This window comes from Aromatoleum evansii (genome assembly GCF_045689615.1).
Lineage (GTDB): Bacteria > Pseudomonadota > Gammaproteobacteria > Burkholderiales > Rhodocyclaceae > Aromatoleum > Aromatoleum evansii.
The window spans coordinates 1586284-1611895 of the sequence record NZ_CP141259.1; the positions used below are offsets into that span (position 1 = coordinate 1586284).

28 protein-coding genes and 4 tRNA genes are annotated in these 25612 nt (G+C 66.1%); 20 read left to right on the forward strand and 12 right to left on the reverse strand.

The features are described from left to right. Positions 1-19 precede the first annotated feature (19 nt). The 8 genes from recO (at position 20) to U5817_RS07315 (ending at position 6045) form a co-directional block, all read left to right on the forward strand. Entirely contained in the window at positions 20-742 is a 723-nt protein-coding gene (gene recO, locus U5817_RS07280) for a DNA repair protein RecO (RefSeq protein WP_407280205.1), read from the forward strand. After that, positions 739-1494 carry a pyridoxine 5'-phosphate synthase gene (locus U5817_RS07285; protein ID WP_169131824.1) on the forward strand — a complete coding sequence of 252 codons (756 nt, stop codon included), beginning with the start codon at positions 739-741 and terminating at the stop codon, positions 1492-1494. The genes recO and U5817_RS07285 overlap by 4 nt, the downstream gene beginning before the upstream one ends. A 10-nt stretch (positions 1495-1504) precedes the next feature. Next, positions 1505-1885: a holo-ACP synthase gene (acpS, locus tag U5817_RS07290; RefSeq protein WP_169131822.1), complete on the forward strand. Its 381-nt coding sequence runs from the start codon at positions 1505-1507 to the stop codon at positions 1883-1885. Then, entirely contained in the window at positions 1882-2949 is a 1068-nt protein-coding gene (gene nagZ, locus U5817_RS07295; RefSeq protein ID WP_407280206.1) for a beta-N-acetylhexosaminidase, read from the forward strand. The genes acpS and nagZ overlap by 4 nt, the downstream gene beginning before the upstream one ends. 29 nt (positions 2950-2978) lie before the next feature. Beyond that, positions 2979-4790: an excinuclease ABC subunit UvrC gene (uvrC, locus tag U5817_RS07300; RefSeq protein ID WP_407280207.1), complete on the forward strand. Its 1812-nt coding sequence runs from the start codon at positions 2979-2981 to the stop codon at positions 4788-4790. A gap of 33 nt (positions 4791-4823) precedes the next feature. Then, positions 4824-5414 (forward strand): CDP-diacylglycerol--glycerol-3-phosphate 3-phosphatidyltransferase, encoded by a 591-nt coding sequence (gene pgsA / locus U5817_RS07305; RefSeq protein ID WP_407280208.1) that lies wholly within the window; start codon positions 4824-4826, stop codon positions 5412-5414. Between the two features lie 47 nt (positions 5415-5461). Beyond that, positions 5462-5546 (forward strand) — tRNA-Leu (locus tag U5817_RS07310). Between the two features lie 43 nt (positions 5547-5589). Continuing rightward, positions 5590-6045 (forward strand): DUF1178 family protein, encoded by a 456-nt coding sequence (locus tag U5817_RS07315; RefSeq protein WP_169131814.1) that lies wholly within the window; start codon positions 5590-5592, stop codon positions 6043-6045. 24 nt (positions 6046-6069) lie between these two features. Here the strand turns inward: U5817_RS07315 and U5817_RS07320 are convergent, their stop codons facing one another. From U5817_RS07320 to U5817_RS07340, 5 genes are all read right to left on the reverse strand, one after another. Further along, entirely contained in the window at positions 6070-7320 is a 1251-nt protein-coding gene (locus U5817_RS07320; protein ID WP_407280209.1) for an alkaline phosphatase family protein, read from the reverse strand. Between the two features lie 24 nt (positions 7321-7344). Next, positions 7345-7420: transfer RNA gene (locus tag U5817_RS07325), tRNA-Gly, on the reverse strand. Positions 7421-7429: 9 nt separating this feature from the next. Continuing rightward, positions 7430-7503: transfer RNA gene (locus U5817_RS07330), tRNA-Cys, on the reverse strand. Positions 7504-7570: 67 nt separating this feature from the next. Next, positions 7571-7646, reverse strand: a tRNA-Gly gene (locus U5817_RS07335). 60 nt (positions 7647-7706) lie between these two features. After that, positions 7707-9602 (reverse strand): DEAD/DEAH box helicase, encoded by a 1896-nt coding sequence (locus tag U5817_RS07340; RefSeq protein WP_407280210.1) that lies wholly within the window; start codon positions 9600-9602, stop codon positions 7707-7709. 171 nt (positions 9603-9773) lie between these two features. Between U5817_RS07340 and U5817_RS07345 the strand changes: the two genes are divergently transcribed. Then, the gene (locus U5817_RS07345; RefSeq protein ID WP_169132633.1) at positions 9774-10334 is read left to right on the forward strand and encodes a hypothetical protein; all 561 of its coding nucleotides are present in this window, start codon (positions 9774-9776) and stop codon (positions 10332-10334) included. 51 nt (positions 10335-10385) lie between these two features. On the opposite strand, the gene U5817_RS07350 is transcribed toward U5817_RS07345, so the two are convergent. Continuing rightward, a complete protein-coding gene (locus tag U5817_RS07350; RefSeq protein WP_169132634.1) occupies positions 10386-11192 on the reverse strand; it encodes an inositol monophosphatase family protein in 807 nt (268 codons plus the stop codon). Between the two features lie 78 nt (positions 11193-11270). Between U5817_RS07350 and U5817_RS07355 the strand changes: the two genes are divergently transcribed. The 11 genes from U5817_RS07355 (at position 11271) to iscX (ending at position 19495) form a co-directional block, all read left to right on the forward strand. After that, a complete protein-coding gene (locus U5817_RS07355) occupies positions 11271-11999 on the forward strand; it encodes an RNA methyltransferase (RefSeq protein ID WP_407280211.1) in 729 nt (242 codons plus the stop codon). 42 nt (positions 12000-12041) lie between these two features. Then, positions 12042-12809, forward strand: a complete 768-nt coding sequence (gene cysE / locus U5817_RS07360) for a serine O-acetyltransferase (RefSeq protein ID WP_169132636.1) — start codon at positions 12042-12044, stop codon at positions 12807-12809. Positions 12810-12913: 104 nt separating this feature from the next. Then, on the forward strand, positions 12914-13396 hold the full coding sequence (gene iscR / locus U5817_RS07365; RefSeq protein WP_407280212.1) for a Fe-S cluster assembly transcriptional regulator IscR: 483 nt from the start codon (positions 12914-12916) through the stop codon (positions 13394-13396). Positions 13397-13412: 16 nt separating this feature from the next. Continuing rightward, positions 13413-14564 carry a cysteine desulfurase family protein gene (locus U5817_RS07370; RefSeq protein WP_407280213.1) on the forward strand — a complete coding sequence of 384 codons (1152 nt, stop codon included), beginning with the start codon at positions 13413-13415 and terminating at the stop codon, positions 14562-14564. Between the two features lie 20 nt (positions 14565-14584). Beyond that, the gene (locus U5817_RS07375; protein WP_211167358.1) at positions 14585-15793 is read left to right on the forward strand and encodes an IscS subfamily cysteine desulfurase; all 1209 of its coding nucleotides are present in this window, start codon (positions 14585-14587) and stop codon (positions 15791-15793) included. A gap of 24 nt (positions 15794-15817) precedes the next feature. Continuing rightward, positions 15818-16201: a Fe-S cluster assembly scaffold IscU gene (iscU, locus tag U5817_RS07380; RefSeq protein WP_169132640.1), complete on the forward strand. Its 384-nt coding sequence runs from the start codon at positions 15818-15820 to the stop codon at positions 16199-16201. A 17-nt stretch (positions 16202-16218) separates the two neighbouring features. Further along, on the forward strand, positions 16219-16542 hold the full coding sequence (gene iscA / locus U5817_RS07385) for an iron-sulfur cluster assembly protein IscA (RefSeq protein WP_169132641.1): 324 nt from the start codon (positions 16219-16221) through the stop codon (positions 16540-16542). Positions 16543-16561: 19 nt separating this feature from the next. Continuing rightward, complete coding sequence (gene hscB, locus U5817_RS07390; protein WP_169132642.1) at positions 16562-17095, forward strand: Fe-S protein assembly co-chaperone HscB; 534 nt, start codon at positions 16562-16564, stop codon at positions 17093-17095. Beyond that, a complete protein-coding gene (gene hscA / locus U5817_RS07395; RefSeq protein WP_407280214.1) occupies positions 17095-18963 on the forward strand; it encodes a Fe-S protein assembly chaperone HscA in 1869 nt (622 codons plus the stop codon). Before hscB ends, hscA begins: the two co-directional genes overlap by 1 nt. Continuing rightward, positions 18960-19301 (forward strand): ISC system 2Fe-2S type ferredoxin, encoded by a 342-nt coding sequence (gene fdx / locus U5817_RS07400; RefSeq protein ID WP_169132644.1) that lies wholly within the window; start codon positions 18960-18962, stop codon positions 19299-19301. Before hscA ends, fdx begins: the two co-directional genes overlap by 4 nt. Beyond that, positions 19301-19495, forward strand: coding sequence for a Fe-S cluster assembly protein IscX (gene iscX / locus U5817_RS07405; RefSeq protein ID WP_169132645.1), 195 nt, complete (start codon positions 19301-19303; stop codon positions 19493-19495). The genes fdx and iscX overlap by 1 nt, the downstream gene beginning before the upstream one ends. 37 nt (positions 19496-19532) lie before the next feature. Here the strand turns inward: iscX and U5817_RS07410 are convergent, their stop codons facing one another. The 6 genes from U5817_RS07410 to dapC form a co-directional block, all read right to left on the reverse strand. Continuing rightward, positions 19533-19985 carry a response regulator gene (locus U5817_RS07410; protein WP_407280215.1) on the reverse strand — a complete coding sequence of 151 codons (453 nt, stop codon included), beginning with the start codon at positions 19983-19985 and terminating at the stop codon, positions 19533-19535. A 63-nt stretch (positions 19986-20048) separates the two neighbouring features. Next, positions 20049-21005, reverse strand: a complete 957-nt coding sequence (gene prmB, locus U5817_RS07415; RefSeq protein WP_169132647.1) for a 50S ribosomal protein L3 N(5)-glutamine methyltransferase — start codon at positions 21003-21005, stop codon at positions 20049-20051. A gap of 11 nt (positions 21006-21016) precedes the next feature. After that, on the reverse strand, positions 21017-22162 hold the full coding sequence (gene dapE / locus U5817_RS07420; protein WP_407280216.1) for a succinyl-diaminopimelate desuccinylase: 1146 nt from the start codon (positions 22160-22162) through the stop codon (positions 21017-21019). Between the two features lie 54 nt (positions 22163-22216). Next, positions 22217-23404, reverse strand: a complete 1188-nt coding sequence (locus U5817_RS07425) for a PilT/PilU family type 4a pilus ATPase (RefSeq protein ID WP_169132176.1) — start codon at positions 23402-23404, stop codon at positions 22217-22219. A 76-nt stretch (positions 23405-23480) separates the two neighbouring features. Then, the gene (gene dapD / locus U5817_RS07430; protein WP_169132177.1) at positions 23481-24302 is read right to left on the reverse strand and encodes a 2,3,4,5-tetrahydropyridine-2,6-dicarboxylate N-succinyltransferase; all 822 of its coding nucleotides are present in this window, start codon (positions 24300-24302) and stop codon (positions 23481-23483) included. A gap of 20 nt (positions 24303-24322) precedes the next feature. Beyond that, entirely contained in the window at positions 24323-25516 is a 1194-nt protein-coding gene (dapC, locus tag U5817_RS07435; RefSeq protein WP_407280217.1) for a succinyldiaminopimelate transaminase, read from the reverse strand. Positions 25517-25612 lie beyond the last annotated feature (96 nt).

Below are 25612 nucleotides of genomic sequence, written 5' to 3' on the forward strand. Positions count from 1 at the left end.
CCTGCGGACGCGTGCCGTCGTGAGCCAGAAGCAGCGCGTCGACGGACAGCCGGGCTTCGTTCTGCATACCCATCCCTGGCGCGAGACCAGCCTCATCGTCGAAGTCTTCTCGCGCGACTACGGCCGCGTTGCGCTTGTGGCAAAGGGCGCAAGGCGCCCGATGTCGGCGCTGCGCGGCGTCATCATGGCATTCCAGCCGCTGCTGCTGGATTGGTCGGGCGGCGGCGAGGTGAAGACGCTCGTGCGCGCCGAGCGCTGCGGCGGCCAGCCCCTGCTGGTCGGTCGTGGGCTGATGTGCGGCTACTACCTGAACGAGCTGTTGGTGCGGCTCACGGCCCGCGAGGATCCGCATCCCGTGCTGTTCGACGCCTACGCCCGCGCGATTGCCTGCCTCGGTCGCGGCGAGCCGCAGGAGCCGATCCTGCGTCGCTTCGAGCTCGCACTGTTGCGTGAGTTGGGCTACGGCATCGGTCTCGCTGCGGAAGGCGACTCGGGTGAGCCGCTCGATCCTCGCACGGACTACGTCTATATAATCGAGCGCGGCCCGGTGCCGGTTCCGGAAGGGGCGGGCGATGCAGCGGCAACGAGCGGCCAGACCTTGCTCGACATGGAGCACGACGATTTCTCTCGCCCCGAAACGCTGGCGCAAAGCAAGGTCTTGCTGCGCATGCTGATCAATCATTATCTCGGCGGTCAGACGCTGCAGTCGCGCCGGGTCTTAAAGGAGTTGCTGGAGCTGTGATCGAACTCGGCGTGAATATCGACCATGTGGCAACGCTGCGCCAGGCGCGTCGCACCTGGGAACCGGACCCCGTGTGGGCGGCCGTGGAGGCGCATCTGGGCGGCGCGGACGGCATCACCGTGCATCTGCGCGAGGACCGACGCCATATCCAGGACGAGGACGTGCGCCGCCTGCGCGAGCTGACGCAGGTCAAGCTCAACCTCGAGATGGCGGCGACCGACGAGATGGTCGGGATCGCGTGCCGGCTCAAGCCCGAGATGGCGATGCTGGTGCCCGAGGGGCGGCACGAGGTGACGACCGAAGGCGGGCTCGACGTCGTCGCGCAGGAGGAGCGGTTGAAGGGCGTGGTCGGACGCCTGGCCGATGCCGGTATCGTCACCAGCGTATTCATCGACGCGGAGATTGCGCAGGTCGAGGCGGCCGCGCGCATTGGCGCGCGCGTGTGCGAGATCCACACCGGGCCTTACGCACATGCCTTCCATAATGCGGGACGGGACGGCGAAAGCGCGTCGGTGCTGGCCGAAATCGCGAAGATACGCGATGCGGGCGAGGCGATCCGGGGCTTGGGCATGCGCTTCAATGCTGGCCATGCGCTCAACTACTACAACGTGCAGCCGATCGCACGGCTCGCGGGCGTGCGCGAGCTGCACATCGGCCACGCGATCGTCAGCCGGGCGGTCTTCTCGGGCATGCGCGAGGCGGTGCGCGAGATGAAGCGCCTGATGCGCGAGGCCGCGGGGCAGGGCTGCTGAGCGTCCGCGGATGATTCACGGCATCGGTACCGACATCGTCCAGATCGCCCGCCTGGGTGCCGCGCTGGAGCGCAACGGCGAGCGCTTCGCCACGCGCATCCTCGCGATCGGCGAGGAGCGCGACGGCTTCAGGGCGAGCCGCGATCCGGCCCGCTTCCTCGCGAAGCGTTTCGCCGCCAAGGAAGCCTTCGGCAAGGCCCTGGGGACGGGGGTTGCCGTTCCGGCGACGCTGCATGCGGTGCGGATCGGGCACGATGGCCTTGGCAAGCCGGTCTATATGTTCGACGAGGGGCTCGCCGCCTACATGCAGGAGCGCGGCCTCAGTGCGCACCTCACGCTGAGTGATGAAAACGAATACGTGGTTGCGTTTGCGCTGATCGAGAAGACATGAATTCGACGACTCAAGACAAGTTGCGCCTGCCGCTCGGGCCGGTGATGCTGGATGTTGCGGGCACCGCGCTCACGGACGAGGAGCGGGAGCGACTGTGCGACCCGCTGGTCGGCGGGGTGATCCTGTTCGCGCGCAACTTCACCGGATCGGAACAGCTTTCCGCGCTGACCGCCGAGATCCACGCCTTGCGCGAACCGGCGCTGGTGATCGCGGTCGACCACGAAGGCGGGCGCGTGCAGCGTTTCCGCAGCGACGGTTTCACGCGCCTGCCTTCGATGCGCCGGCTCGGGCAGATGTGGGCGCGCGACCACGTGGCCGCCCTGGATGCGGCGCGCGCCGTCGGCTTCGTGCTCGCGTCCGAACTGCTCGCGCACGGTGTCGATCTCAGCTTCGCGCCGGTGCTCGACCTCGATTACGGCTGCAGCCGCGTGATCGGGGACCGCTCCTTCCATCGCGATCCGCAGGTCGCGGCATCGCTCGCCCAGGCCCTTGCCGCGGGCATGGCTGAGGCGGGGATGGGCTGCGTGGGCAAGCATTTCCCGGGACATGGTTTCGTCGAGGCGGATTCGCACCTCGAGATTCCGGTCGATGAGCGCGCCTTCGACGCGATCTGGAACGAGGACATCGCGCCTTATCGCCATCGCATCGGCCGCCTGCTTTCCGGCGTCATGCCTGCGCACGTCATCTATCCGAAGGTCGATCCGAATCCCGCCGGCTTTTCGCCTTTCTGGCTACAGGACGTCCTGCGCGGGCGCGTTGGCTTCAAGGGGGTCGTGTTCAGCGACGACCTGACGATGGAGGGGGCTGCCGTGGCCGGCGATATCCTCGCTCGTGCGAAGGCGGCCCATGCGGCCGGCTGCGACATGGTGCTGGTGTGCAATCGCCCGGATCTGGCCGCGGATCTGCTCGACCGCTGGGTTCCCGAGGTGCTGCCGGAGAGCCGGGTGCGGATCGCGGCCTTGCGTGCGCGTCCGCAGTTCGGCGATGCATTCGCGCTCGAACTGAGCCCGGCCTACCAGCAGGCGCGCGGGGCGATCGTCGAGATTCCCGAAGAGCTCGCCTGAGCCTTCGTCCGCTTCCGAGCCTGCCGGCAATGAGCGAGCCCGCCGCGCCTTTCGATGCCAAGACCTTCCTGAAGACGGTACCCGAGGAGCCCGGCGTCTATCGCATGATAGGCGCCGAAGAGCGCGTGCTGTACGTCGGCAAGGCCAAGAACCTCAAGCGGCGGGTGTCGAGCTACTTCCAGCGCACCCAGCCCAGTCCGCGCATCGCCATGATGGTCGCGCAGATCCGGCGCGTCGACGTGACGGCGACGCGTTCCGAGGCCGAGGCGCTGATCCTCGAAAACAACCTCATCAAGAGTCTGGCGCCGCGCTACAACATCCTGTTTCGCGACGACAAATCGTATCCGTACATCGAACTCTCCGGAGACGGGTTTCCGCGCCTGGCCTACCACCGGGGCGCCTTCGCGAAGGGCGCCCGCTACTTCGGGCCGTTTCCGAACGCTTACGCCGTGCGCGAGAGCATCCATCTGCTGCAGAAGACCTTCCAGCTGCGCACCTGCGAGAACTCGGTGTTCCAGAACCGTTCTCGCCCGTGCCTGCTGCACCAGATCAAGCGTTGCACCGCGCCGTGCGTCGGCCTGATCGACAGCGAAAATTACGCCGCCGACGTGAAGCTCGCGGCGCGTTTTCTCGACGGACGGGCCTCCGAGGTCATCGACGACCTGACGGCGCGCATGCACGCCGCCGCCGAGCGCCTCGCCTTCGAGGAGGCCGCAGCAGTCCGCGATCAGGTGCGCGTGCTTCAGGCCGTGTTGCAGCGGCAGTATGTCGACAGCCGCAGGGACGAGGACGTGGACATCATCGCCGCGGTCGAGGAGGGCGGGCTGACCTGCGTGAATATCGCGATGGTGCGCGGCGGCCGCCACCTCGGCGATCGTCCCCAGTTCCCGAGCGCCGCGGCGGGCTGCGGCGCGCTCGACGGCGCGCTGGCCTTCGTCGAGCAGCACTACCGCGACCACGGCATGCCGGCGCGCCTGCTGCTCAACGTCGCGCTGGAGCCGGTCAAGGCGCTGATGGCGGAGATCAGCGACAAGCCCGGTGCAGTGGTGACCCCGCGCAGCGCTGCCGAGAAGGCATGGATGGAGATGGCGGAGAACAATGCCCGGCTCGCGATCGTCGCTCGCGCGCGCGACACCGGGCGCAGCGAGGCACGACTCGAGGCGCTGCGCGAGGTGCTCGACCTCCCGGAGCCGCCGCGCCGGGTCGAGTGCTTCGACATCAGCCACACGATGGGCGAGGCGACGGTCGCGTCCTGCGTCGTGTGTGTCGATGGCGCGATGAAGAACTCCGAATATCGTCGCTACAACATCGCCGGGATCACCGGCGGCGACGATTTCGCGGCGATGCGGCAGGTGCTCGAGCGCCGCTACGGCAAAGTCGCCGCGGGCGAGGGATTGTGCCCCGACCTGATCCTGATCGACGGTGGCAAGGGGCAGGTGAGTTCCGCGCTCGAGGTGCTCACCGAGGTCGGGCTCGAGTCGATTGCGATGGTCGGCGTCGCCAAGGGCGAGGAGCGCAAGCCGGGTCTCGAAACGCTGATCTTCCCGGACGGGCGTGCGCCGCTGAACCTCGCTTCGGATCACCCGGCGCTGCACCTGATCCAGGAAATCCGCGACGAGGCGCACCGTTTTGCGATCACGGGTCACCGCGCGCGCCGGGCCAAGGCGCGCATCGGTTCGCGCCTCGAGGACATCCCCGGCGTCGGCGCGACCCGGCGGCGCAACCTGCTCGCGACCTTCGGTGGGCTCGACGGCGTGCGTGCGGCGACGGTCGAAGACCTATGCCGCGTCGATGGCGTGAGCCGAAAGCTCGCCGAAGCGATATACAATGCGTTGCACTAGCCATGCATTTGTCGCAATTCCGTCATCTTTTCAATGCAGATCAACATTCCGAACTCGCTGACTTGGGCGCGCATCGCCCTGATACCGCTCTTTGTCGGCGTTTTTTACCTTCCGGAACAATGGCTCGATGCGCAGGAAAAGAATCTTGCCGCGACCCTGATCTTTATCGTTGCGGCGGTGACGGACTGGTTCGACGGTTATCTGGCGCGCGCGCTGAACCAGACTTCGGCCTTCGGCGCCTTTCTCGACCCCGTCGCCGACAAGCTGATGGTTGCGGCGGCGCTGATCCTGCTCGTTCAGCTCGCGCGGGTCGATTCGATCATCGCGGTGGTGATCATCGGGCGCGAGATCACGATTTCCGCGTTGCGCGAATGGATGGCGCGCATCGGGGAGTCGGCGGGCGTGGCGGTGGCGTTCGTCGGCAAGCTCAAGACCGCGGCGCAGATGACCGCGATTCCCCTCCTGCTGTATGACGCACCGCTCTTCAACCTGAACGTCCGGCTGTTCGGCGAGATCCTCATCTACATCGCGGCGGCGCTGACGCTGTGGTCCATGGGCTATTACCTGCATCGCGCGATGCCCCATCTGGCGAACGACGGAAGCAAGGCGCGGCGTCCCGGCTGATGCTGGGCAGGGGCATCGTCGCGCGGTAGAATGCCCAGCCCTCGCGGGCCGGGATGGTGAAATCGGTAGACACAGCAGACTTAAAATCTGCAGCCCTTGGGCGTACGGGTTCGACCCCCGTTCCCGGCACCACGCGACAACGGGCATGCGTTCTTGCCCCAGTCCGGAATTCCACGTGATCGTTCTCAACCTCAGCTGCGACCAAGAGCACCTGTTCGAGGGCTGGTTTGCCTCGTCGGCCGCTTACGACGAGCAGCGCAAGCGCGGACTGGTGTCCTGTCCGGTGTGCGGATCGACCACGATTTCGCGGCGTCCCAGCGCGCCGTACGTGAATACAGGGGCGTCGGCCCCGGTGCCGGTGACAAGATCCGGCTCTCATGTCGGTGCGGGAACGGCGCGAGCGGCCCCGGCAGCCCCCGATGCGGTTGCGGCGGCGGTGGCGATGCTGCGTCGTCTCGGGCGCGAGTCGGAGGATGTGGGAGAGCGCTTTGCCGACGAAGCGCGTCGCATCCATCATGGCGAGAGCGAGGCGCGCAACATTCGCGGCCGCGCCACGCGCGACGACGTTAGCGAGCTGATCGACGAGGGCATCGCCGTGCTGCCGCTGCCGGCGGACGAGGATCTGCACTGAGAGGGCGCGCGCGCCGGATGGTCGTCAGCAGTGCGCCTGGATCAGCGGGATCCACATCTCGTCGGGCGAGAGCCCGCCGTGCACGCCTATCATCGCGTGTTCCTGCTCGCCCGGAACGTGGTCGCGTATCGTCCAGCCCGACTCCATCAGCAGTGCATGCGTCCCGATCCGCTCCCGCAATCGCCGATGCGGCTTGCCCGGACCGAAGAGGCCGAGGCCGATCAGGTCGTCCGAGCGCGCGACGGTCGCCTTGCCCGTCAGGCATTCGCTTGCCAGGAGCTCGAAATCGCGCTCCGCTCCATGGCGCACGGCGCAAAAGGCGGTACGCCGTTCGCCGAACAGGGGTGTGCTCAGCATGGTCTGCAGTTCGGGCAGGGTCGTCAGTTCGATCACGCGTTCCGGTGGCGAGTCGATGAAGCCGTGATCGGCCGTGAGGACGACGTCGGTACCGCTCCCCTGCAGCCGTTCAAGAAGTTGCCCGAAGGCCGCGTCGATGCGCCCGAAGTGCGTGACGACCTCCGCCGAGTTGCAGCCGTAGGCGTGGCTGAGTCCGTCGAAGGTCGGGTAGTAGGCATGGACGAGAACGGGGTGGTTCGCGTTCCCCCGGATCGCCTCCACGATCGTGTCTATCATCCCCTGCAGGCCCTTGTAGCCCAGCGTGCTTGCTCCGCGGCTATGGCGCCGCGAGTAGGGCGAAAATGCCAGATCCTGGGGCGAGACGAAGATTGCAGGACGTTTGCGGCGCTGGAAAAGCGTGCGATAGGCGAATAGCCGGGGGACTGCCAGCGGACCCCGCAGCGGGGCGCCGCCGCGCTGGATGGCGGGCAGCGGCGCAATGACGCCGCCGAAGCGCCGGTCGCGGATGAACCAGCCCGTCAGGCCGTGGCGTGCGGGTGCGAGGCCCGTCATCGTGCAGGTGACGGCACTCGCAGTCGTGCTGGGGAACACCGAGGTGAGGCGATCCGTCCGGTGCGTCAGGAGACCCCCGCCGGCGCCGGTACGCTGCAGAAACATATCGCCCATGCCGTCGACGAGGATGAAGACCAGCTTGCGCGGGGCGGCGTCGGGGGGTGGGGAGGCAGACGGCCCGGGGGGCTGCCAGGGGTGGCCGTCGAGATAGGCTCCCACCCTGCGGATCAGCCCGAACAGGCCGCCGTCGCGATAGTCCGGCAGCACGGCATCCTGCGGCAATGCGATGGCAGGCGCATCGGAGGAATCGGGTTGCCGGGATGGGGGCATGGTGGGGAGGAGGAAAAACAAAAAGGGAAGGTGCATCAGCACCTTCCCTTTGTCAAATAATGGAGCGGGAAACGAGTCTCGAACTCGCGACCTCAACCTTGGCAAGGTTGCGCTCTACCAACTGAGCTATTCCCGCGTATACTTCTGGAGGCGCGAGCCGGAGTCGAACCGACCTACACGGATTTGCAATCCGGTGCATAACCGCTTTGCTATCGCGCCAGTTTCTGCCCTGACTCCCGATACGCCTCGATCGGGGGAAAGGCTTTACGGAGCCTTTCCGAGAATTTGGAGCGGGAAACGAGTCTCGAACTCGCGACCTCAACCTTGGCAAGGTTGCGCTCTACCAACTGAGCTATTCCCGCGAAAGACCGCCATTATAGGTCGTAATCTGGCGGTGTCAACTACCCTCTTGAACCTCCTTCTCAGCGATCGCGCTGGGGCTTCTTCTTGCCCGGTTTGAAGCCGGTTCCCTGTGTGTCGCGGCGGTCGGTGTGGAAGGGTTTGCCGTGCGGGCGATCGCTCGCCGGCTTGCCGGCGGGCTTGTCCCAAGGTTTCGCGTAGGGTTTGCGGGGCGCATCCTCGCCGCGTGGAGCGGGTTTTGCGCCGAAGCGCGGGCCGGCTCCAGGGCGAGGACGTGCGGCGTCCCGCTGGGCTTCGTCGCGGTCCAGCGGGCGAATGTTCAATTGGTGCTGGCGCACGCGCACACGACGCAGGATGTCGATGACGTCGTGGGGGAGGTCGGCCGGAAGTTCGACCGTGCTGTAGTCCTCGTACAGGTTGATCTGGCCGATGAAGCGGCTCTCGATGCCCGCTTCGTTCGCGATCGCGCCCACGATGTCCTTCGGTGTCGCCTGCTGGTTGCGTCCGACCTCGATACGGTAGCGTTGCAGGCGTCCGTCGGAGAAATCGCGGCGGCGTTCCAGGATTGCTTCGCGGTTCTCGCGCGGGGGGCGCTCCGCGCGTGCTGCGGTCTGAGTGGCGATGTCCGGGCCGGCGCTCTGCGGCAACTGGAGGGGGCGCTCACGCTGCGCCAGGAAGGCGAGGGCGGCGGCGATGTCGTGGATGTCGGCGTTGTGGCTGTCCTCCATGCCGGCAACGACGTCGTGGAAGAAGTCGAGATCCTCGGATTCGAGCACCGTTGCGACCTGATGCCGGAAGGCCGCCACGCGCTTGTCAGCGACGGCCTCGCGCGACGGGAGTTGCAGCGGTTCGATCGGTTGCCGTGTCGCCCGCTCGATCACCTTGAGCATGCGCATCTCGCGCGGCGCGACGAAGAGGATGGCAGTGCCGGTGCGGCCTGCGCGACCGGTGCGGCCGATGCGGTGAACGTAGGCCTCGGTATCGTAGGGGATGTCGTAGTTGATGACGTGGCTGATGCGCGGCACGTCCAGGCCGCGCGCGGCGACGTCGGTGGCGACCACGATGTCGAGGCTCCCGCCCTTGAGCTGTTCGATGACCCGCTCGCGCAGCTGCTGGGTCATGTCGCCGTTCAGTGCGGCGGCGGCATAGCCCCTGGCCTCGAGCTTTTCGGCGAGTTCCACTGTGGCGGTCTTGGTGCGCACGAAGACAATAGCCGCATCGAATTCCTCCTCGACCTCGAGGATGCGGGTGAGGGCGTCGAGCTTGTGCGCGACCGCGATCTGGCAGAAGCGCTGGCGGATCGTGGTCACGGTCGTCGTGGCGGCCTTGATCTTCACCTCGCGCGGATCGCGCAGGTAACGGTGCGCCACGCGGCGGATGGCGTCCGGCATCGTCGCCGAGAACAGCGCCGTCTGTCGTTCGATCGGGACGTGTTCGAGGATCCATTCGACGTCGTCGATGAAGCCCATGCGCAGCATCTCGTCGGCTTCGTCTAGCACCAGCGTCTTGAGACTGTCGAGATCGAGGCTTTCGCGCTCGATGTGATCCATCACACGCCCCGGGGTGCCGACGACGACGTGCGCGCCGCGGCTCAGCTGGCGCAACTGCACGACCATGCTCTGGCCGCCGTAGATGGGCAGCACGTGGAAGCCGGGAAGGTTCTTCGCATAGCGCTGGAAGGCTTCCGCGACCTGGATCGCGAGTTCGCGCGTGGGCGTCAGCACGAGCACCTGCGGCTTGCGGGCGGAGAGGTCCAGGCGGTCGAGCAGCGGCAGCGCGAAGGCTGCCGTCTTGCCGGTGCCCGTCTGGGCTTCGCCCAGCAGGTCATGTCCGGCGCGCAGGTGCGGGATGCAGGCCGCCTGGATCGGCGATGGGGTTTCGTATCCGATGCCGGCGAGGGCTTCGAGGATCGGGGGGCTCAGCTCGAGCTGGGCAAAGGATTCGATAGTCGTGTTCATTTGGATTCGTGAGGTGGGATTGTGTCGTGTGCCCGATGTTGCCTGCATCGTACCGAAATCGCGGGGTGGTCGCTTGGTGCCGATACCGCCTGCTGTGTGACCGGGGTTACCGACGGGCGAAGGGCCGTTGTGCCATCGTCACGGCCTTTCGTTCATCATCAAGGAGTGGATATGCTGGAAGTCGGACGTATTCGCGGTGTGCTGGCCGCCGCCCTGTGCGTATGTGCTGGATCGGCCTCGGCCGGCGAGTGGCAGTTCCTGCCGATCCTGAAGGACGGCTACAAGCCGGATTTTGTTCTGTCCGCGGTGGGTGGTGCGCTGGATCCGAAAGGCGCGGACCGTCACACCTATGCCGGGCTCGAGCTTGCGATGAACTGCGGCCTGTTCCAGACGCCGACCGGCGTCGTGCGCACGAAGATCTCGTACGGCGGCTACGACCATGACGGGCTGGAGTATCGCACCTTCGAGGTGAATCCGCGCTGGACCGTGCCGGTCGCCCAGAACCTGTCCTTCGGGGTGGGGCCCGGTATCGGCTACGTGCGCACCGAAGTGGGCAGCCGTGATACCCACATGTTCGCCTGGCAGGTCGGTGCGGATCTGGATTACCGGATGGGCCGGATGAGTCTCGGGGTCGGTGCGCGCTGGCAGGACACGCTGGACAAGACCGTTGCGCCAGGCACGAACGGAGCGGAGAACTGGCTCGTGCAGGCGAAGATCGGACTCGCCTTCTGAGTCGATGACTGCAGCAGGGCGGACGGGCATGGCCGGTCCGCCCGTCGATGCTCAGGCCTGCAGCGCCGTGCCGCGGTGGGCCTGGATGATGGGCAGGATCTGCCCGAAGATCTTGGGGCTGCCGGCAACGACATTGCCGGTTTCCATGTAGGTGCCTTCGCCGGCAAGGTCGCTCACCAGGCCGCCCGCCTCCTGGATCAGCAGCGCGCCGGCGGCGATGTCCCACGGCTGCAGTCCCATTTCCCAGAAGCCGTCGAGGCGCCCGCAAGCGACGTAGGCGAGGTCGAGCGAGGCTGCGCCGGGGCGGCGGATGCCGGCGGTCTTCTGCGTCAGATCCTTGAACATGGCGAGGTAGGCGTCGACATGGTCGAACTCGCGGAACGGAAAACCCGTGCCGATCAGTGATTCGTTCAGGCGGACGCGCTTCGACACGCGGATGCGGCGGTCGTTGAGGAAGGCGCCGCGGCCCTTGGTGGCGGTAAACAGCTCGTTGCGCGTGACGTCGTAGACGACGCCCTGTTCGAGTGCGCCGTTCTTCGTCAGCGCGATCGAGATCGCATACTGGGGAAAGCCGTGGATGAAATTCGTGGTGCCGTCGATCGGGTCGATGATCCACTGGTATTCGCTGTTAACGGACTCCCCGGATGCGCCCGACTCCTCTGCTAGAATGCCGTGCTCCGGGTATGCTTCGCGCAGGACCTCGATGATGGCGGCTTCGGCAGCCTGGTCGACCTCGGTGACGAAATCGTTCGGGGACTTGGCCTGGACCGACACCTGGTCCAGTTGCAGCGAGGCGCGATTGATGATGGAGCCCGCACGGCGGGCGGCTTTCACTGCGATGTTCAGGGTGGGGTGCATGCGCGTCGGTCTCGCTGGAGTCGGGGGCCCGGAGAGCGTCCCGCTCGAAAGAATTCCAATAAAACGAAGTATTTTAATATGAACGGAGCCATCGCGCTCGACCGCATCCGCATCGTACTTTCCCGTACGAGTCACCCTGGCAACATCGGCGCCGCCGCGCGCGCGATGAAGACGATGGGACTCGGCTGTCTCTGGCTGGTCCGGCCAGCCTCCTTTCCCGATCCGGTGGCGGAGGCGCGCGCCTCCGGGGCCGGCGACCTCCTTGCGTCCGCGCGGGTGGTCGATTCGCTCGCGGAGGCGCTCGAAGGCACGAACCTGTCCGCCGCCGTCACGGCACGGCGGCGCGAGCGCTCGGTGCCGGTGCGCAATGCGCGCGAGGCGGCCCCCGAACTGGTGTCGTTCGCCGCACAGGGCGAGGTTGCGCTGGTGTTCGGCAACGAAACGAGCGGACTCACGAACGAGGAGGTCGGGCTGTGTTCGATGCCGGTGACGATTCCGGCGAATCCCGCATTCTCGTCGCTCAATCTCGGCGCCGCGGTGCAGCTGCTGTGTTACGAGCTGCGCATGGCGGCGCTGGATCCGGTTGCGCCGGCGGAGCCTCTTCCGGATCTGGCCGCCTTCGAGGAGGTGGAGGGTTTTCATCGTCATCTGGAACGGGCGATGACCGTCAGCGGATTCTATGACCCGGCAAATCCGAAGCGCCTGCTGCAGCGCGTGCGTCGCCTGTTCGGCCGCATCCGGCTCGAAAAGGAGGAGGTGAATATCCTCCGCGGCATCATTAGTGCGCTGGAGCGCAAAGCTGAGTAAAATACTCGGAATTAAGAAACCGGATACCGGAGCAAGTCACTCATGTTCAGACGTCTGCGCGAAGACTTGGCCAGCGTTCGCGAACGCGATCCCGCCGCCCGCTCTACCTTGGAAGTGCTGACCTGCTATCCCGGCGTGCATGCGTTGTTCCTGCACCGCTTCGCGCACGGTGCGTGGAAGCGCGGCTTTTACTGGGTGGGACGGTTCACCAGTCACGTCAGCCGCTTGCTCACCGGCATCGAGATCCATCCGGGCGCGACGATAGGTCGGCGCGTGTTCATCGACCACGGCATGGGGGTGGTGATCGGCGAGACGGCCGAGGTCGGGGACGACTGCACGATCTATCAGGGCGTGACGCTCGGCGGCACTTCACTGTACCGCGGGACGAAGCGCCATCCGACGCTGGGCAAGGGCGTCGTGATCGGCGCCGGCGCGAAAGTGCTGGGTGGTTTCACGGTCGGTGACGGCGCGCGGGTCGGCTCCAATGCGGTCGTGGTCAAGCCGGTGCCGGCCGGGGCCACGGCGGTCGGCAATCCGGCTCGCGTGATCGAACCCGATCGGGATAACGCACGTGACCGCGCACGTGAACAGAAGGCCGAGCAGATCGGCTTCTCCGCCTATGGCGTGACGAAGCAGATGGACGACCCCCTGATGAAGGCCCTGCACGGCTTGCTCGATCATGCAGTGGAGACGGATCGCCGTATCCAGATGCTGGTGGAACGCCTGGAAAAGGCCGGACTCACTCTTGACGAAGCCATCGAGAAGAGCGACGAGTTCGATGCAGAGCGGCTGTCGAAGATGGTCGACTGAGTGACATTTGATTAGTTGACTGATTTTGTCGGGCTCCGTATAGTTGAGCGAAACGTTCGGGTATTCCCCCGGGCGAGAATCTCCGCGAAAGAAGGAGCTCCGACATGAGACTGACCACCAAAGGACGTTTTGCCGTCACCGCCATGATCGATCTGGCATCGCGCCAGGCCGAAGGGCCGGTGACGCTGGCCGGCATCGCCGATCGACAGAAGATTTCCCTGTCGTATCTGGAACAGTTGTTCGGCAAGCTGCGTCGCCACAAGCTGGTGACGAGCGTGCGCGGTCCGGGTGGAGGTTATCGGCTGGCGCGCGACATGGCGCGCATCACCGTTGCCGACATCATCGTTGCAGTGGATGAGCCGCTCGATGCGACCCAGTGCGGCGGCAAGCAGAACTGCCAGGACGAGCATCGCTGCCTGACGCACGACCTGTGGGCCAATCTCAACAAGCGCATGTACGAGTATCTCGACTCGGTGACGCTGAATGCGTTGGTGCATCGCGAGGTCAAGGCCGATCCGGACATGAGCGTCCTCAAGGACGTGCGGCGGCGCGCGCTGGTCGCGATGCGCGAGGCTGCAGCGGCCTGACGGGACGGTCCCCAGCGTGTTCGCTCCTGTCTATCTCGACTGGAACGCCACGGCGCCGCTGGAGCCGGTTGTGCGCGAGGCGATGCTGCCGTGGCTGGGCAGCCGCTTCGGCAATGCGTCGAGCCGGCACGAATACGGGCGGCAGGCGCGTGCGGCGATCGACGAGGCGCGGGCGAAGGTGGCTGCGGCGGTCGGCGCCCATGCGACGGAGGTGATCTTCACCAGTGGCGGCACCGAGGCGAACAACCTGTTCGTGAAGGGTGCGGCGGGCCTGATGAAGCCGGGGCTGATCGCGATCAGCGCGATCGAGCATCCGTGTGTGCGCGAGCCGGCGAAGCAGTTGCGGCGTGCAGACTGGACGCTGCGTGAGATCGCCGTGGATCGCGCGGGCTTGGTCAAGCGCACGGACTGGCTGGCGGTGCTGGCGACCAAGCCGGGGCTGGTGTCGGTGATGCTCGCGAACAACGAGACGGGCGTCCTGCAGGATGTTGCGGCGCTCGCCCGCGAGGCGAAGGATGCGGGTGCCTGGTTCCACACGGACGCCGTGCAGGCGCTGGGCAAGATTGGTGTGGATTTTCGTGCGCTGGGCGTCAATGCGATGACGCTGTCGGCGCACAAGATCGGCGGTCCCCTGGGGGCGGGCGCCCTGGTTGTCGACAAGCGACTGGAGCTGGCGCCGCTGCTTGCCGGAGGCGGGCAGGAGCGAGGCCTGCGCTCCGGCACCGAGAACATTGCCGCGCTTGTCGGCTTCGGCGTCGCGTGCGAGTTGGCAGCGGCCCGTGTGTCCGGAGAGAATGTCCGTTTGTGCGGACTTCGGGACGCGCTGGAAGCCGGGCTGGCAGCGCACGGCATGCGGATCTTTTCGGCCGGCGCGGCGCGATTGCCGAATACGGTGTTCTTCGCCACGGAAGGCGTCGATGGCGAGACCCTGGTGGCGCGGCTGGATCGGGCTGGCTTTGCGTGTGCGAGCGGGTCTGCGTGTTCGAGCGCGAATCCCGAACCGTCGCACACCCTGCTGGCGATGGGCGTCGAGCGCGAGGTGGCGCGCGGCGCGGTGCGCGTCAGCCTGGGGCGCGATACGCAGGAAAGGCATGTAGTCGATTTTCTGGCCTGCCTGGGGCAGCAGATGAGCGAACTGAATAATCTGACCGCCGTGGCGGTTCAATGATCGACGGAGGAGTACCAATGCTGAAGTTTCCGATTTACCTGGACTATTCCGCTACCACGCCGGTCGATCCGCGCGTCGCGCAGGCGATGATCCCTTGGCTCACCGAGCATTTCGGCAACCCCGCGAGCCGTTCGCACGCCTACGGCTGGGAAGCCGAAAAGGCCGTCGAGGATGCGCGCGAGCAGGTTGCGGCCCTGGTGAATGCCGATCCGAAGGAAATCGTGTGGACTTCAGGCGCGACCGAATCGAACAACCTCGCGATCAAGGGGGCCGCGCAGTTCTACAAGGGCAAGGGCAAGCACATCATCACGGTGAAGACCGAGCACAAGGCCGTGCTCGACACCTTCCGCGAACTCGAGCGCCAGGGCTTCGAGGCGACCTATCTCGACGTGCAGGAGAACGGCCTGATCGATCTGGCGGCGTTCAAGGACGCGCTGCGCCCGGACACGATCCTCGTTTCGGTGATGTTCGTGAATAACGAGATCGGCGTGATCCAGCCGATCGCCGAGATCGGCGAGATCTGCCGTGAAAAGGGGATCACCTTCCACGTCGATGCGGCCCAGGCGACGGGCAAGGTCGAGATCGACCTGCAGAAGCTGAAGGTCGACCTGATGTCCTTCTCCGCGCACAAGACCTATGGCCCCAAGGGTATCGGCGCTCTGTACGTGCGGCGCAAGCCGCGTGCGCGCCTCGAGGCGCAAATGCACGGTGGCGGCCATGAGCGCGGCCTGCGCTCGGGTACGCTCGCGACGCACCAGATCGTCGGCATGGGTGAAGCCTTCCGCATCGCCCGCGAGGAGATGGCGGTCGAGAACGAGCGCGTCCGCATGCTGCGCGACCGCCTGCTGAAGGGCTTGCAGGACATCGAGGCGACCTATGTGAATGGCGACCTCGAGCAGCGCGTGCCGCACAACCTGAATATTTCCTTCGCGTATGTCGAAGGCGAGTCGATGATCATGGCGGTGAAGGACATCGCCGTGTCGAGCGGTTCGGCCTGTACGTCGGCGAGCCTGGAGCCTTCGTATGTCCTGCGTGCGCTCGGGCGCAACGACGAACTGGCGCACAGTTCGATCCGTTTCTCGATCGGCCGCTTCACGACGGAAGAGGAAATCGACTACACGATCGACCTCATGCACAAGAAGATCGGCAAGCTGCGCGAGCTGTCGCCGCTGTGGGAAATGGTGCAGGAAGGCGTCGATTTGAATACCGTGCAGTGGGCAGCCCACTGAGCATTCGAGACAGGAGAAACGACAATGGCATATAGTGAAAAAGTGCTCGACCACTACGAGAACCCCCGCAACGTCGGCGCCTTCTCGAAGGATGATGATGGCGTGGGTACGGGCATGGTCGGTGCCCCGGCCTGTGGCGACGTGATGAAGCTGCAGATCAAGGTGGGCAAGGATGGCGTCATCGAGGATGCCAAGTTCAAGACCTACGGCTGTGGCTCGGCGATTGCATCGAGCTCGCTGGTGACCGAGTGGGTCAAGGGCAAGACGGTCGAGCAGGCGCTCGAGATCAAGAACACGCAGATTGCCGAGGAGCTTGCGCTGCCGCCGGTCAAGATCCACTGTTCGATTCTCGCCGAGGACGCCATCAAGGCGGCCGTGGCGGATTACAAGAAGAAGCACGAAGGCTGAAACCGGGAGGCGGAATCATGAGCGTCACTGTTAGCACGAGCGCAGCCAGGCACGTTTCGAACTTCATCGCCAAGCGCGGCAAGGGGCTGGGGATCCGTCTCGGGGTTCGCACGTCGGGTTGTTCGGGCATGGCTTACCGCCTCGAATTCGTCGACGAGACGCATGAGGACGACGTGGTGTTCGAGAGCAACGGCGTGAAGGTGATCGTCGACCAGAAGAGCCTGGCCTATCTCGATGGCACCGAACTCGATTTCGTTCGCGAGGGCCTGAACGAGGGGTTCAAGTTCAACAACCCGAACGTCAAGGACTCGTGCGGCTGCGGCGAGAGCTTCAACGTCTGAGCCCGGCGATCCGGATCCGATGAGCATCGACCTCCAGCAGGACTTCTTCAGGCTGTTCGGGCTGCCCCGCCGGTTTCGCATCGACGAGGCGGCGCTGGAACTCGCCTACCATGACCTGCAGGGGCGCGTGCATCCTGACCGTTTCGCGCATTTGCCCGACAGCGACAAGCGTCTGTCGATGCAGTGGGCAACGCAGGTGAACGAAGGTTTTCGCACTTTGCGCAAGCCGCTGTCGCGCGCGACCTACCTCCTCGAGCTGATGGGCGTCGACGCCGGACTGCATACGAACACCGCGATGTCGCCGACCTTCCTGATGGAGCAGATGGAGTGGCGCGAGGCGGTCGAGGAGGCGCGGGCGGCGGGTGAAGCCGATGAACTCGCGCAGCTGCACACGCGCCTGCGCCAGCATTCCCGCGAGGTGTTCGACGATCTCGCGCGGCAGTGCGACGACGAGCAGGACTATGCCGGTGCCGCTGAAACCGTCCGCCGGCTGATGTTCATGGAAAAACTACAACACGAGATCGACGACGCCCTCGAGGCGCTGGAGAGCTGATGGCACTTCTGCAAATCGCCGAACCCGGTCTGTCGACCGAACCGCACAAGCACCGCCTCGCCGTGGGCATCGACCTCGGCACCACCAACTCGCTCGTCGCGACCGTTCGCAACGGGATCGCGGTGTGCCTGGTCGATGAGGACGGCCGTGCGATGGTGCCGTCGATCGTGCGCTACCACGCAGACGGCAAGGTGGAGGTCGGCCGCAGCGCCGGCGTGGCGCATGCGACCGATCCGAAGAACACGATCATCTCGGTGAAGCGCTTCATGGGGCGCGGCGTCAAGGACGTCGCCTACATCGAGTCGATGCCCTACGACTTCGTCGATGCGGATGGAATGCTGCGCCTGCGTACCGTGCAGGGCGTCAAGTCGCCGGTCGAGGTGTCGGCGGAGATCCTCAAGGTGCTGGCGGCGCGTGCGCAGGCAAGCCTCGGCGGCGAACTCACCGGGGCGGTGATCACCGTGCCCGCCTATTTCGACGACGCGCAGCGCCAGGCGACGAAGGATGCGGCAAAGCTCGCCGGCATCAACGTGCTGCGGCTGCTCAACGAACCGACGGCAGCGGCGGTCGCGTACGGCCTCGACAACGCGGCCGAGGGCGTCTATGCGGTCTACGACCTCGGTGGCGGCACCTTCGACCTGTCCATCCTCAAGCTCTCGCGCGGCATCTTCGAGGTGCTGGCGACCAACGGCGACGCGGCGCTGGGCGGTGACGACTTCGATCATCGCCTGTTCTGCTGGGCACTGGACCAGAGCGAGATCGACCCGCCTTCGAGCGAGGACGCGCGCCGTCTGCTGCTGAAGGCGCGCGAGGCGAAGGAATTGCTGACCGCGTGCGAGGAAGTGCCGATCAAGGCGACGCTCGGCAGCGGCGAAAAGGTCGACCTCGTGGTCACGCGCGACCAGTTCGCCGACATGACGAAGCATCTCGTGCAGAAGACCGTTGCGCCGATGCGCAAGGTGCTGCGCGATGCGGGGCTGGCTCCCGAGGACATCAAGGGTGTCGTGATGGTCGGCGGTGCGACGCGCATGCCGCACATCCAGCGCGCCGTGGCCGAATTCTTCGGCCAGGAGCCGCTGACCAACCTTGATCCGGACAAGGTCGTCGCGCTCGGCGCGGCGATCCAGGCCAACGTGCTGGCGGGCAACCGCAAGGATGAGGATGACTGGCTGCTGCTCGACGTGATCCCGCTGTCGCTCGGTCTCGAGATGATGGGGGGGCTCACCGAGAAGGTCGTGCCGCGCAACTCGACGCTGCCGATCGCGCGGGCGCAGGAGTTCACGACCTACAAGGACGGTCAGACCGCCATGGCCTTCCACGTCGTCCAGGGCGAGCGTGAACTCGTCGCCGACTGTCGCTCGCTAGCGCGCTTCGAGCTGCGCGGCATCCCGCCGATGGCCGCCGGCGCGGCGCGCATCCGCGTGACCTTCCAGGTCGATGCAGACGGCTTGTTGTCGGTGTCGGCGCGCGAAATGTCGTCCGGCGTCGAGGCCAGCGTGTTGGTGAAACCGTCCTACGGCCTGACCGACGACGAGATCGCCGGCATGCTGCGCGACGGCGTCGAGCGGGCGTCCGAGGATATCGACGCCCGGGCCTTGCGCGAGCAGCAGGTCGAGGCCGATCGAGTGATCGAGGCGACGCTCGTGGCGCTGGAACAGGACGGCGAACTGCTCAGCGACGAGGAGCGCGCGGCGATCGACGCGGCCGTTGCCGCAACCCGCGAAACGGCCGCCGGGCACGACCCGCGTGCCATCAAGCGCAGTACGGAAGCGCTCTCCCGTGCTACCAACGAATTTGCCGCCCGTCGCATGGACAAGAGCATCCGTTCGGCGCTGGCGGGTCACAAGGTGGATGAGATTCAGGTATGACGCAGATCATCGTATTGCCGCACGTGGAGCTCTGTCCGGACGGGACGGTGATCGAGGCGGAGCCTGGCACCTCGATCTGCGACGCGCTGCTGCGCAACGGCGTGGAGATCGAGCACGCGTGCGAGCAGTCCTGTGCGTGCACGACCTGCCACGTGATCGTGCGCGAAGGCTTCGCCTCGCTCAACGAGGCTGAGGAGGAGGAGGAGGATCTCCTCGACAAGGCCTGGGGCCTGGAGCCGCAGTCGCGCCTTTCCTGCCAGGCGGTTGTCGCCGAGACGCCGCTGGTGGTCGAGATTCCCCGCTACACCATCAACATGGCCCGGGAGGGCAAGCACTGATGAAGTGGACCGAGGTTCAGGAGATCGCGATCCAGCTCGCGGACAAGTTTCCCGAGACGGATCCTACGCGCGTCAATTTTGTCGACCTGATGAACTGGGTGATGGCCCTTCCCGAATTCGACGACGATCCCAAGCACTGCGGCGAGCGCGTGCTGGAAGCCATCCAGCAGGCCTGGATCGACGAGGTCGCCTGACGGGCGCAAGGATTCTGCCGCGCGCCGCTGGGCTGCCTCAGAAGCGGATCGCCTCGTCCGGCTGCTCGTTCAGGCCCAGCCAGTAACGGGCGATGAGCGCGCTGGCGCGCTCGAATTCCCGTTCGTCGCGGGGCTTCCTCACGTAGCTGTTGGCGCCGAGGCGGTAGGCTTCGCGGATGTCTTCCGGCGTGCAGGCGCTTGCGAACATCACGACGGGCAGGAGCGAGGTCCTGACCTCGGCGCGGATGCGGCGCAGCACCTCCAGGCCGTCGATCCGGGGAAGGTCGGGATCGAGCAGCACGACCGCCGGCTGGCTCGCCGGCCTGGGTGCCGGGTAGTCGTCTGCGGCGGAGAGGAAGGCGAGGGCCTCGATGCCGTCGCGCGCGACGACGACGCGGTTGCCGAATCCACCTTCGCGCAGCGCAGCGAGGATCCGGGCTTCGTGCGCCGGGTCTCCTTCAACCAGCAGGACGTAACTGCTGCCAGCCATGCCGCCACCTCCGCAGTCCGGACGAGTCGTGGCAGCGGCACAGCGGGCCGCCGCCCGCAGGTGTTACGCCGGGGTTTCCGGCAGTTCCTCCGCGCGCAGCAGGAAGACCATGTCGTCACCGCCGCTGGACGACAGCCACACGAAGGGCAGGTCGGGGAATGCCGCTTCCACGATATGACGATTATGCCCCACTTCGACGGCGAGCACGCCACCCGGATTGAGGTGAGTGCGGCCTTCGGCGAGGATGCGGCGTACCACGTCGAGCCCGTCCTCGCCCGCCGCCAGTGCCATGCGCGGCTCGTGCAGGTATTCGGCCGGCAGCGTCTCCATCGAATCGGCGGTCACATACGGCGGATTGCTGATGATTAGATCGAAACGGCGTCCCGCAAGCCCGTCGAAGACGTCGCTCTTCACGAGCTCGACCTGCTCTTCGAGGCCGTATTCGGCGACGTTGAGGTGGGCGACCTCGAGGGCGTCGTCGGACAGGTCGGCGCCGACCACCTCGGCATTCGGGAAGGCGTGTGCCATCAGGATCGCCAGGCAGCCCGAGCCGGTGCATAGGTCGAGCGCGCTGGTGACCTGCTCGGCATCCTCCACCCAGGGCGCGAAGCCGTTTTCAAGCATCTCGGCGAAGAAGGAACGAGGCACGATCACGCGCTCGTCGACATGGAAGCGGAAATCGCCCAGCCATGCCTCGCCGGTGAGGTAGGCCGCGGGGACGCGCTCCTCGGCGCGGCGTTCGATGACCGCGAACAGGGCTTCGCGTTCCTCGGCGGTGATGCAGGCGTCGAGGAAGGGTTCCAGCCGGTCGAGCGGCAGCGACAGGGTGTGCAGCAGCAGCCACACGGCCTCGTCGTAGGCGTCGTTGCAGCCGTGGCCGAAGAACAGGCCGGCCCGGTTGAAGCGGGTGACGGCGTAGCGCAGCCAGTCGCGCAGGGTCACGAGTTCGGCGAGCGGGCCGCTCTCGTGTTCGTGCACGTGTTCTTCGCCATTGTCACAGTGTTCGCAGTGTTCGCTCATGCTCGGTCTCGTCAGCGCGCGAGGAGGGCGCGCAGGGTACGTTCGTAGATCAGGGAAAGCGGTTCGATCGCGTCGACGGCGACGCGCTCGTCGAGCTTGTGGATGGTGGCGTTGACAGGGCCGAACTCGACGACTTCCTTGCAGATGTCGGCGATGAAACGCCCGTCGGAGGTGCCGCCGCTGGTGGATAGTTCGGTGTCTACGCCCACGGTTTCGCGGATCGCGCCGCCGATGGCCTCGACGAGTTTGCCGCGGCCGGTCAGGAAGGGCTTGCCGGAGAGGTGCCAGTCCAGCGTGTAGTCGAGGCCGTGGCGGTCGAGCACGGCGTGGGTGCGCTGCTTGAGCTCGTCGGCGGTGCTGACGGAGGCGAAGCGGAAGTTGAACAGCACTTCGCACTCGCCCGGAATCACGTTGTTCGCGCCCGTGCCGGCATGGATGTTGGACACCTGCCAAGTCGTCGGCGGGAAGAATTCGTTGCCCTCGTCCCAGCGTGTCGCAGCGAGCTCGGCGAGCGCCGGCGCGAACTCGTGGATCGGGTTGCGCGCGAGCTGCGGGTAGGCGACGTGGCCTTGCACGCCCTTGACGCGCAGCGTGCCGGAGAGTGAGCCGCGGCGGCCGTTCTTGATCATGTCGCCGAGTGTCTTCACCGAGGTGGGCTCGCCGACGATGCAGTAGTCGAGAGTCTCGCCGCGGGCCGCGAGGGCCTCGACGACCTTGACGGTGCCGTGAGTGGCGATGCCTTCCTCGTCCGAGGTCAGCAGCAGCGCGATCGAGCCCTGGTGGTCGGGGTGGGCGGCGACGAAGCGTTCGATGGCGGTCACGAAGGCGGCCAGCGAGGTCTTCATGTCGGCGGCGCCGCGGCCGTAGAGGTGGCCGTCACGCACGGTCGGCTGGAAGGGATGCGAAGTCCAGGACTCGAGCGGACCGGTAGGAACGACGTCGGTGTGGCCGGCGAGGCACAGCACCGGGCCGGTGTCGCCGCGGCGCGCCCACAGGTTGGACACGCCACCGGTGTCGATGCGCTCGCAGCGGAAGCCGAGCGGGGCGAGCCGTGTGGCGATGAGGTCCAGGCAGCCGCTGTCTTCGGGCGTCACCGATGGACGGGAAATGAGTTCGCAGGTGAGCGCGAACGTGGCGTTCGGGGAAGAGTTCGTCATAGCCATCGGGCGGCGGGGCCGCCCCGGGTTCGGGGTTGGGGGCGCCAGGGGCGCTCAGTGTGCCGGACCGTCGTCCAGGTGCAGCGCGAATTCGCTGAACGAGGCGCCGTCGGCATTCTTGTTCTGCGGTTCGAAGTCGACCGAAGGCGGCGCTTCGGCGCCGTCCGCAGCCGGCGCGGCATTGATCTGTGCGTTGTTGATCAGCCATGCGAGGTTGGTCGGGGAGTCGGCGTTCGCGAGCGCCTCCTCGAAGCTGATGATGCCGTCGCGGTAGAGCCGGTGCAGGTCCTGTTCGAAGGTCTGCGACCCCGGCGCGAGGCTCTGCTGCATCGCTTCCTTGACTTCGTTGAGCTCGCCACGCTCCACCAGTTCTGCGACGTGGCGCGTGTTCATGAGGATTTCGACCGCCGGAATGCGCATGCCGTCGGGCTTGCGCACGAGACGCTGGGAGATGATGCACTTCAGCGCGACCGCGAGGTCGAGGTACAGCAGCGAGCGGTTTTCGAGCGGGAAGAAGTTAACGATGCGGTTTAGCGCATGGTAGGCGTTGTTCGCGTGCAGTGTCGCCAGGCACAGGTGGCCGGTCTGCGAGTACGCGAGCGCCGCCTGCATGGTTTCGCGGTCGCGGATCTCGCCGATCAGGATGCAGTCGGGCGCCTGGCGCATGGCGTTGCGTAGCGCCTCGTGCCAGCCGAGGGTGTCGATGCCGACTTCGCGCTGGTTGACGATCGACTTTCGGTGCTTGAAGAGGTACTCGATCGGATCCTCGACCGTGAGGATGTGGCCCGAGCGGTTGCGGTTGCGGTGGTCGATCATCGACGCGAGCGTGGTCGATTTGCCGGAGCCGGTCGCGCCGACGACGAGGATCAGGCCGCGCTTCTCGGTGACGACCTCGGACAGCACGGGCGGAAGGCCCAGTGACTCCAGCGAGGGGATCTCGCCCTGGATGTAGCGCACCACGATGCCGATGCTGTGGCGCTGCCAGAATACGTTGACCCGGAAGTTGCCGAAGTCGCGCCGCCCAAAGGAGAGGTTGAGCTCCTTCTCGCGCTCGAAGGTCTCGATCTGCTCCGGGGTCATCATCTCGTAGATCATCCGCTTGATCATGGAGGGGTCCATGACCTGCTGGTTGATCGGCATCGTGATGCCCTGGATCTTGATGTGGATCGGGGCTCCGGCCGAGATGAAGATGTCCGAAGCGAGCTTTTCCGCCATCAGTTGGAACAGCTTGTCGAAAATCATCCGGAGATTCTCCTGGGCAAGGTTGGGCGGACTTCGGTGTCGGGGCGGCCTCGCACGGCCGCCCCGGAAAGCGCGATCAGGCGCCGCGCAGCAGTTCGTTGATGCCGGTCTTGGCGCGGGTCTGGGCGTCGACGCGCTTGACGATCACGGCGCAGTACAGGCTGTACTTGCCGTCGGCCGAGGGCAGGCTGCCCGGCACGACGACGGCGCCGGACGGCACGCGGCCGTAGGTGACCTCGCCGGTCTGGCGGTCGTAGATCTTGGTGCTCTGGCCGATGTACACGCCCATCGACAGCACGGCGTTTTCCTCGATGATCACGCCTTCGACCACTTCCGAGCGGGCGCCGACGAAGACGTTGTCCTCGATGATGACGGGGCCGGCCTGCACGGGCTCGAGCACGCCGCCGATGCCTACGCCGCCCGACAGGTGCACGTTCTTGCCGATCTGGGCGCAGGAGCCGACGGTGGCCCAGGTATCGACCATCGTGCCTTCATCCACGTAGGCGCCGATGTTCACGTAGGAAGGCATCAGCACCACGTTCTTGCCGATGTAGCTGCCCTTGCGCGCGACGGCGGGCGGCACGACGCGGAAGCCGCCTTCGCGGAACTGCTCGGGGGTGTAGTCGCCGAACTTGGTCGGGACCTTGTCGAAGAAATTCAGCGCGCCGGCCGACTGCAGCTCGTTGTCGCGCAGGCGGAAGGAGATCAGTACGGCCTTCTTGATCCACTGGTTGACGGTCCAGTTGCCGTCGATCTTCTCGGCGACGCGCAGCTTGCCGCTGTCCAGCCCGTCGATGACGGTGGCAACGGCGTCGCGGACGGTGGCGGGGGCCGAGGAGGGCGAGAGGCTGGCGCGGTTCTCGAAGGCTTCGTCGATGACTTTTTGCAGGTCTTGCATGGGGGGTTTCCGTTTGTATTTCAAAGAGTTTGGCAGAAGGCGGCGATGCGCTCCGCAGCCTCGACACATTCGGCCGTTTCGGCCACGAGGGCGATGCGCACGAACCCGGCGCCCGGATTGACGCCGTTCGATTCCCGGGCAAGGAAGCTGCCCGGCAGAACCGTCACATTATATGCAGCCTGCAGGCGGCGGGCGAACTCGGTGTCGGGGATGGGCGTCTGCGCCCACAGGTAGAAGCCGGCATCGGGCTTCTGCACCTTGAGGTGTTTCGCGATGATCGGCATCGCGCGGTCGAACTTCTCGCGGTACAGGCGGCGGTTCTCGACCACGTGTGCCTCGTCGTTCCACGCGGCGACCGACGCGGCCTGGATGGGCAGGCTCATCGCGCAGCCGTGGTAGGTGCGGTAGCGCAGGAAGCCTTTCAGCACCTTCGCATCGCCCGCGACGAAGCCCGAGCGCATGCCCGGCACGTTGGAGCGTTTCGACAGGCTGGAGAACATCACGAGGTTGCGGAAGTCCGTGCGTCCGAGCGCATGCGCGGCCTGCAGCGCACCGACCGGCGGCGCATCGTCGTCGAAGTAGATTTCCGAATAACACTCGTCGGCCGCAATCACGAAACCGTAGCGGTCCGACAGCTCGAACAGGCGCGCCCATTCGGCCTGCGAGAGCATGCGCCCGGTCGGATTACCTGGCGAGCAGACGAATACGAGCTGGATGTCGCGCCAGACCGATTCGGGAACGCTGTCGAAATCCGAGCCGAAGCCGTTCTCGGGCAGGTTGTTGAGGAACACCGGTTCGGCACCCGCGAGCAGGGCCGCGCCTTCGTAGATCTGGTAGAAGGGGTTCGGGCTCAGCACCTTGGCGCCGGGGCGCCTGCCGTCGATCACCGCCTGGGCGAAGGCGAACAGCGCCTCGCGTGAGCCGTTGACCGGCAGCACCTGGGTCGCCGGATCGACTTTCGGCAGGCCGAAGCGGCGCTCCAGCCAGCCGGCGATCGCTACGCGCAGCGGGTCGCCGCCTATCGTCGCGGGGTAGTTCGCGAGCCCCTGCAGGTTGTCCGTGAGGGCCTGCATGATGAAGGGCGGAGTCGGGTGCTGCGGTTCGCCGATCGACAGGCGGATCAGCTTCAGGTCGGCCGGGGGAACGACGCCGTCCATCAGCGCGCGCAGTTTTTCGAAGGGATAGGGCTGGAGACGGTCGAGATTCGGATTCACGGCGGACTGTTTCGGCTTGTTTCGAGGGGCATGCGCCTGTGCTTGAACGCAAGGGCATCGAGCGCGCGATGGTATCATGACGCGCTTTCGCCGGCC

Bases quoted from the DNA above. Each gene is read 5' to 3' on its own strand.
- nagZ (WP_407280206.1), top strand. From the start codon at position 1,882: ATGAATTCGACGACTCAAGACAAGTTGCGCCTGCCGCTCGGGCCGGTG.
- U5817_RS07425 (WP_169132176.1), bottom strand. From the start codon at position 23,404: ATGATTTTCGACAAGCTGTTCCAACTGATGGCGGAAAAGCTCGCTTCG.
- U5817_RS07410 (WP_407280215.1), bottom strand. From the start codon at position 19,985: ATGGCTGGCAGCAGTTACGTCCTGCTGGTTGAAGGAGACCCGGCGCAC.
- cysE (WP_169132636.1), top strand. From the start codon at position 12,042: ATGTTCAGACGTCTGCGCGAAGACTTGGCCAGCGTTCGCGAACGCGAT.
- iscX (WP_169132645.1), top strand. From the start codon at position 19,301: ATGAAGTGGACCGAGGTTCAGGAGATCGCGATCCAGCTCGCGGACAAG.
- U5817_RS07345 (WP_169132633.1), top strand. From the start codon at position 9,774: ATGCTGGAAGTCGGACGTATTCGCGGTGTGCTGGCCGCCGCCCTGTGC.
- U5817_RS07355 (WP_407280211.1), top strand. From the start codon at position 11,271: ATGAACGGAGCCATCGCGCTCGACCGCATCCGCATCGTACTTTCCCGT.
- hscA (WP_407280214.1), top strand. From the start codon at position 17,095: ATGGCACTTCTGCAAATCGCCGAACCCGGTCTGTCGACCGAACCGCAC.
- iscR (WP_407280212.1), top strand. From the start codon at position 12,914: ATGAGACTGACCACCAAAGGACGTTTTGCCGTCACCGCCATGATCGAT.
- U5817_RS07320 (WP_407280209.1), bottom strand. From the start codon at position 7,320: ATGCACCTTCCCTTTTTGTTTTTCCTCCTCCCCACCATGCCCCCATCC.
- U5817_RS07350 (WP_169132634.1), bottom strand. From the start codon at position 11,192: ATGCACCCCACCCTGAACATCGCAGTGAAAGCCGCCCGCCGTGCGGGC.
- dapE (WP_407280216.1), bottom strand. From the start codon at position 22,162: ATGACGAACTCTTCCCCGAACGCCACGTTCGCGCTCACCTGCGAACTC.
- iscU (WP_169132640.1), top strand. From the start codon at position 15,818: ATGGCATATAGTGAAAAAGTGCTCGACCACTACGAGAACCCCCGCAAC.
- U5817_RS07340 (WP_407280210.1), bottom strand. From the start codon at position 9,602: ATGAACACGACTATCGAATCCTTTGCCCAGCTCGAGCTGAGCCCCCCG.
- uvrC (WP_407280207.1), top strand. From the start codon at position 2,979: ATGAGCGAGCCCGCCGCGCCTTTCGATGCCAAGACCTTCCTGAAGACG.
- dapD (WP_169132177.1), bottom strand. From the start codon at position 24,302: ATGCAAGACCTGCAAAAAGTCATCGACGAAGCCTTCGAGAACCGCGCC.
- prmB (WP_169132647.1), bottom strand. From the start codon at position 21,005: ATGAGCGAACACTGCGAACACTGTGACAATGGCGAAGAACACGTGCAC.
- iscA (WP_169132641.1), top strand. From the start codon at position 16,219: ATGAGCGTCACTGTTAGCACGAGCGCAGCCAGGCACGTTTCGAACTTC.
- acpS (WP_169131822.1), top strand. From the start codon at position 1,505: ATGATTCACGGCATCGGTACCGACATCGTCCAGATCGCCCGCCTGGGT.
- hscB (WP_169132642.1), top strand. From the start codon at position 16,562: ATGAGCATCGACCTCCAGCAGGACTTCTTCAGGCTGTTCGGGCTGCCC.
- pgsA (WP_407280208.1), top strand. From the start codon at position 4,824: ATGCAGATCAACATTCCGAACTCGCTGACTTGGGCGCGCATCGCCCTG.
- fdx (WP_169132644.1), top strand. From the start codon at position 18,960: ATGACGCAGATCATCGTATTGCCGCACGTGGAGCTCTGTCCGGACGGG.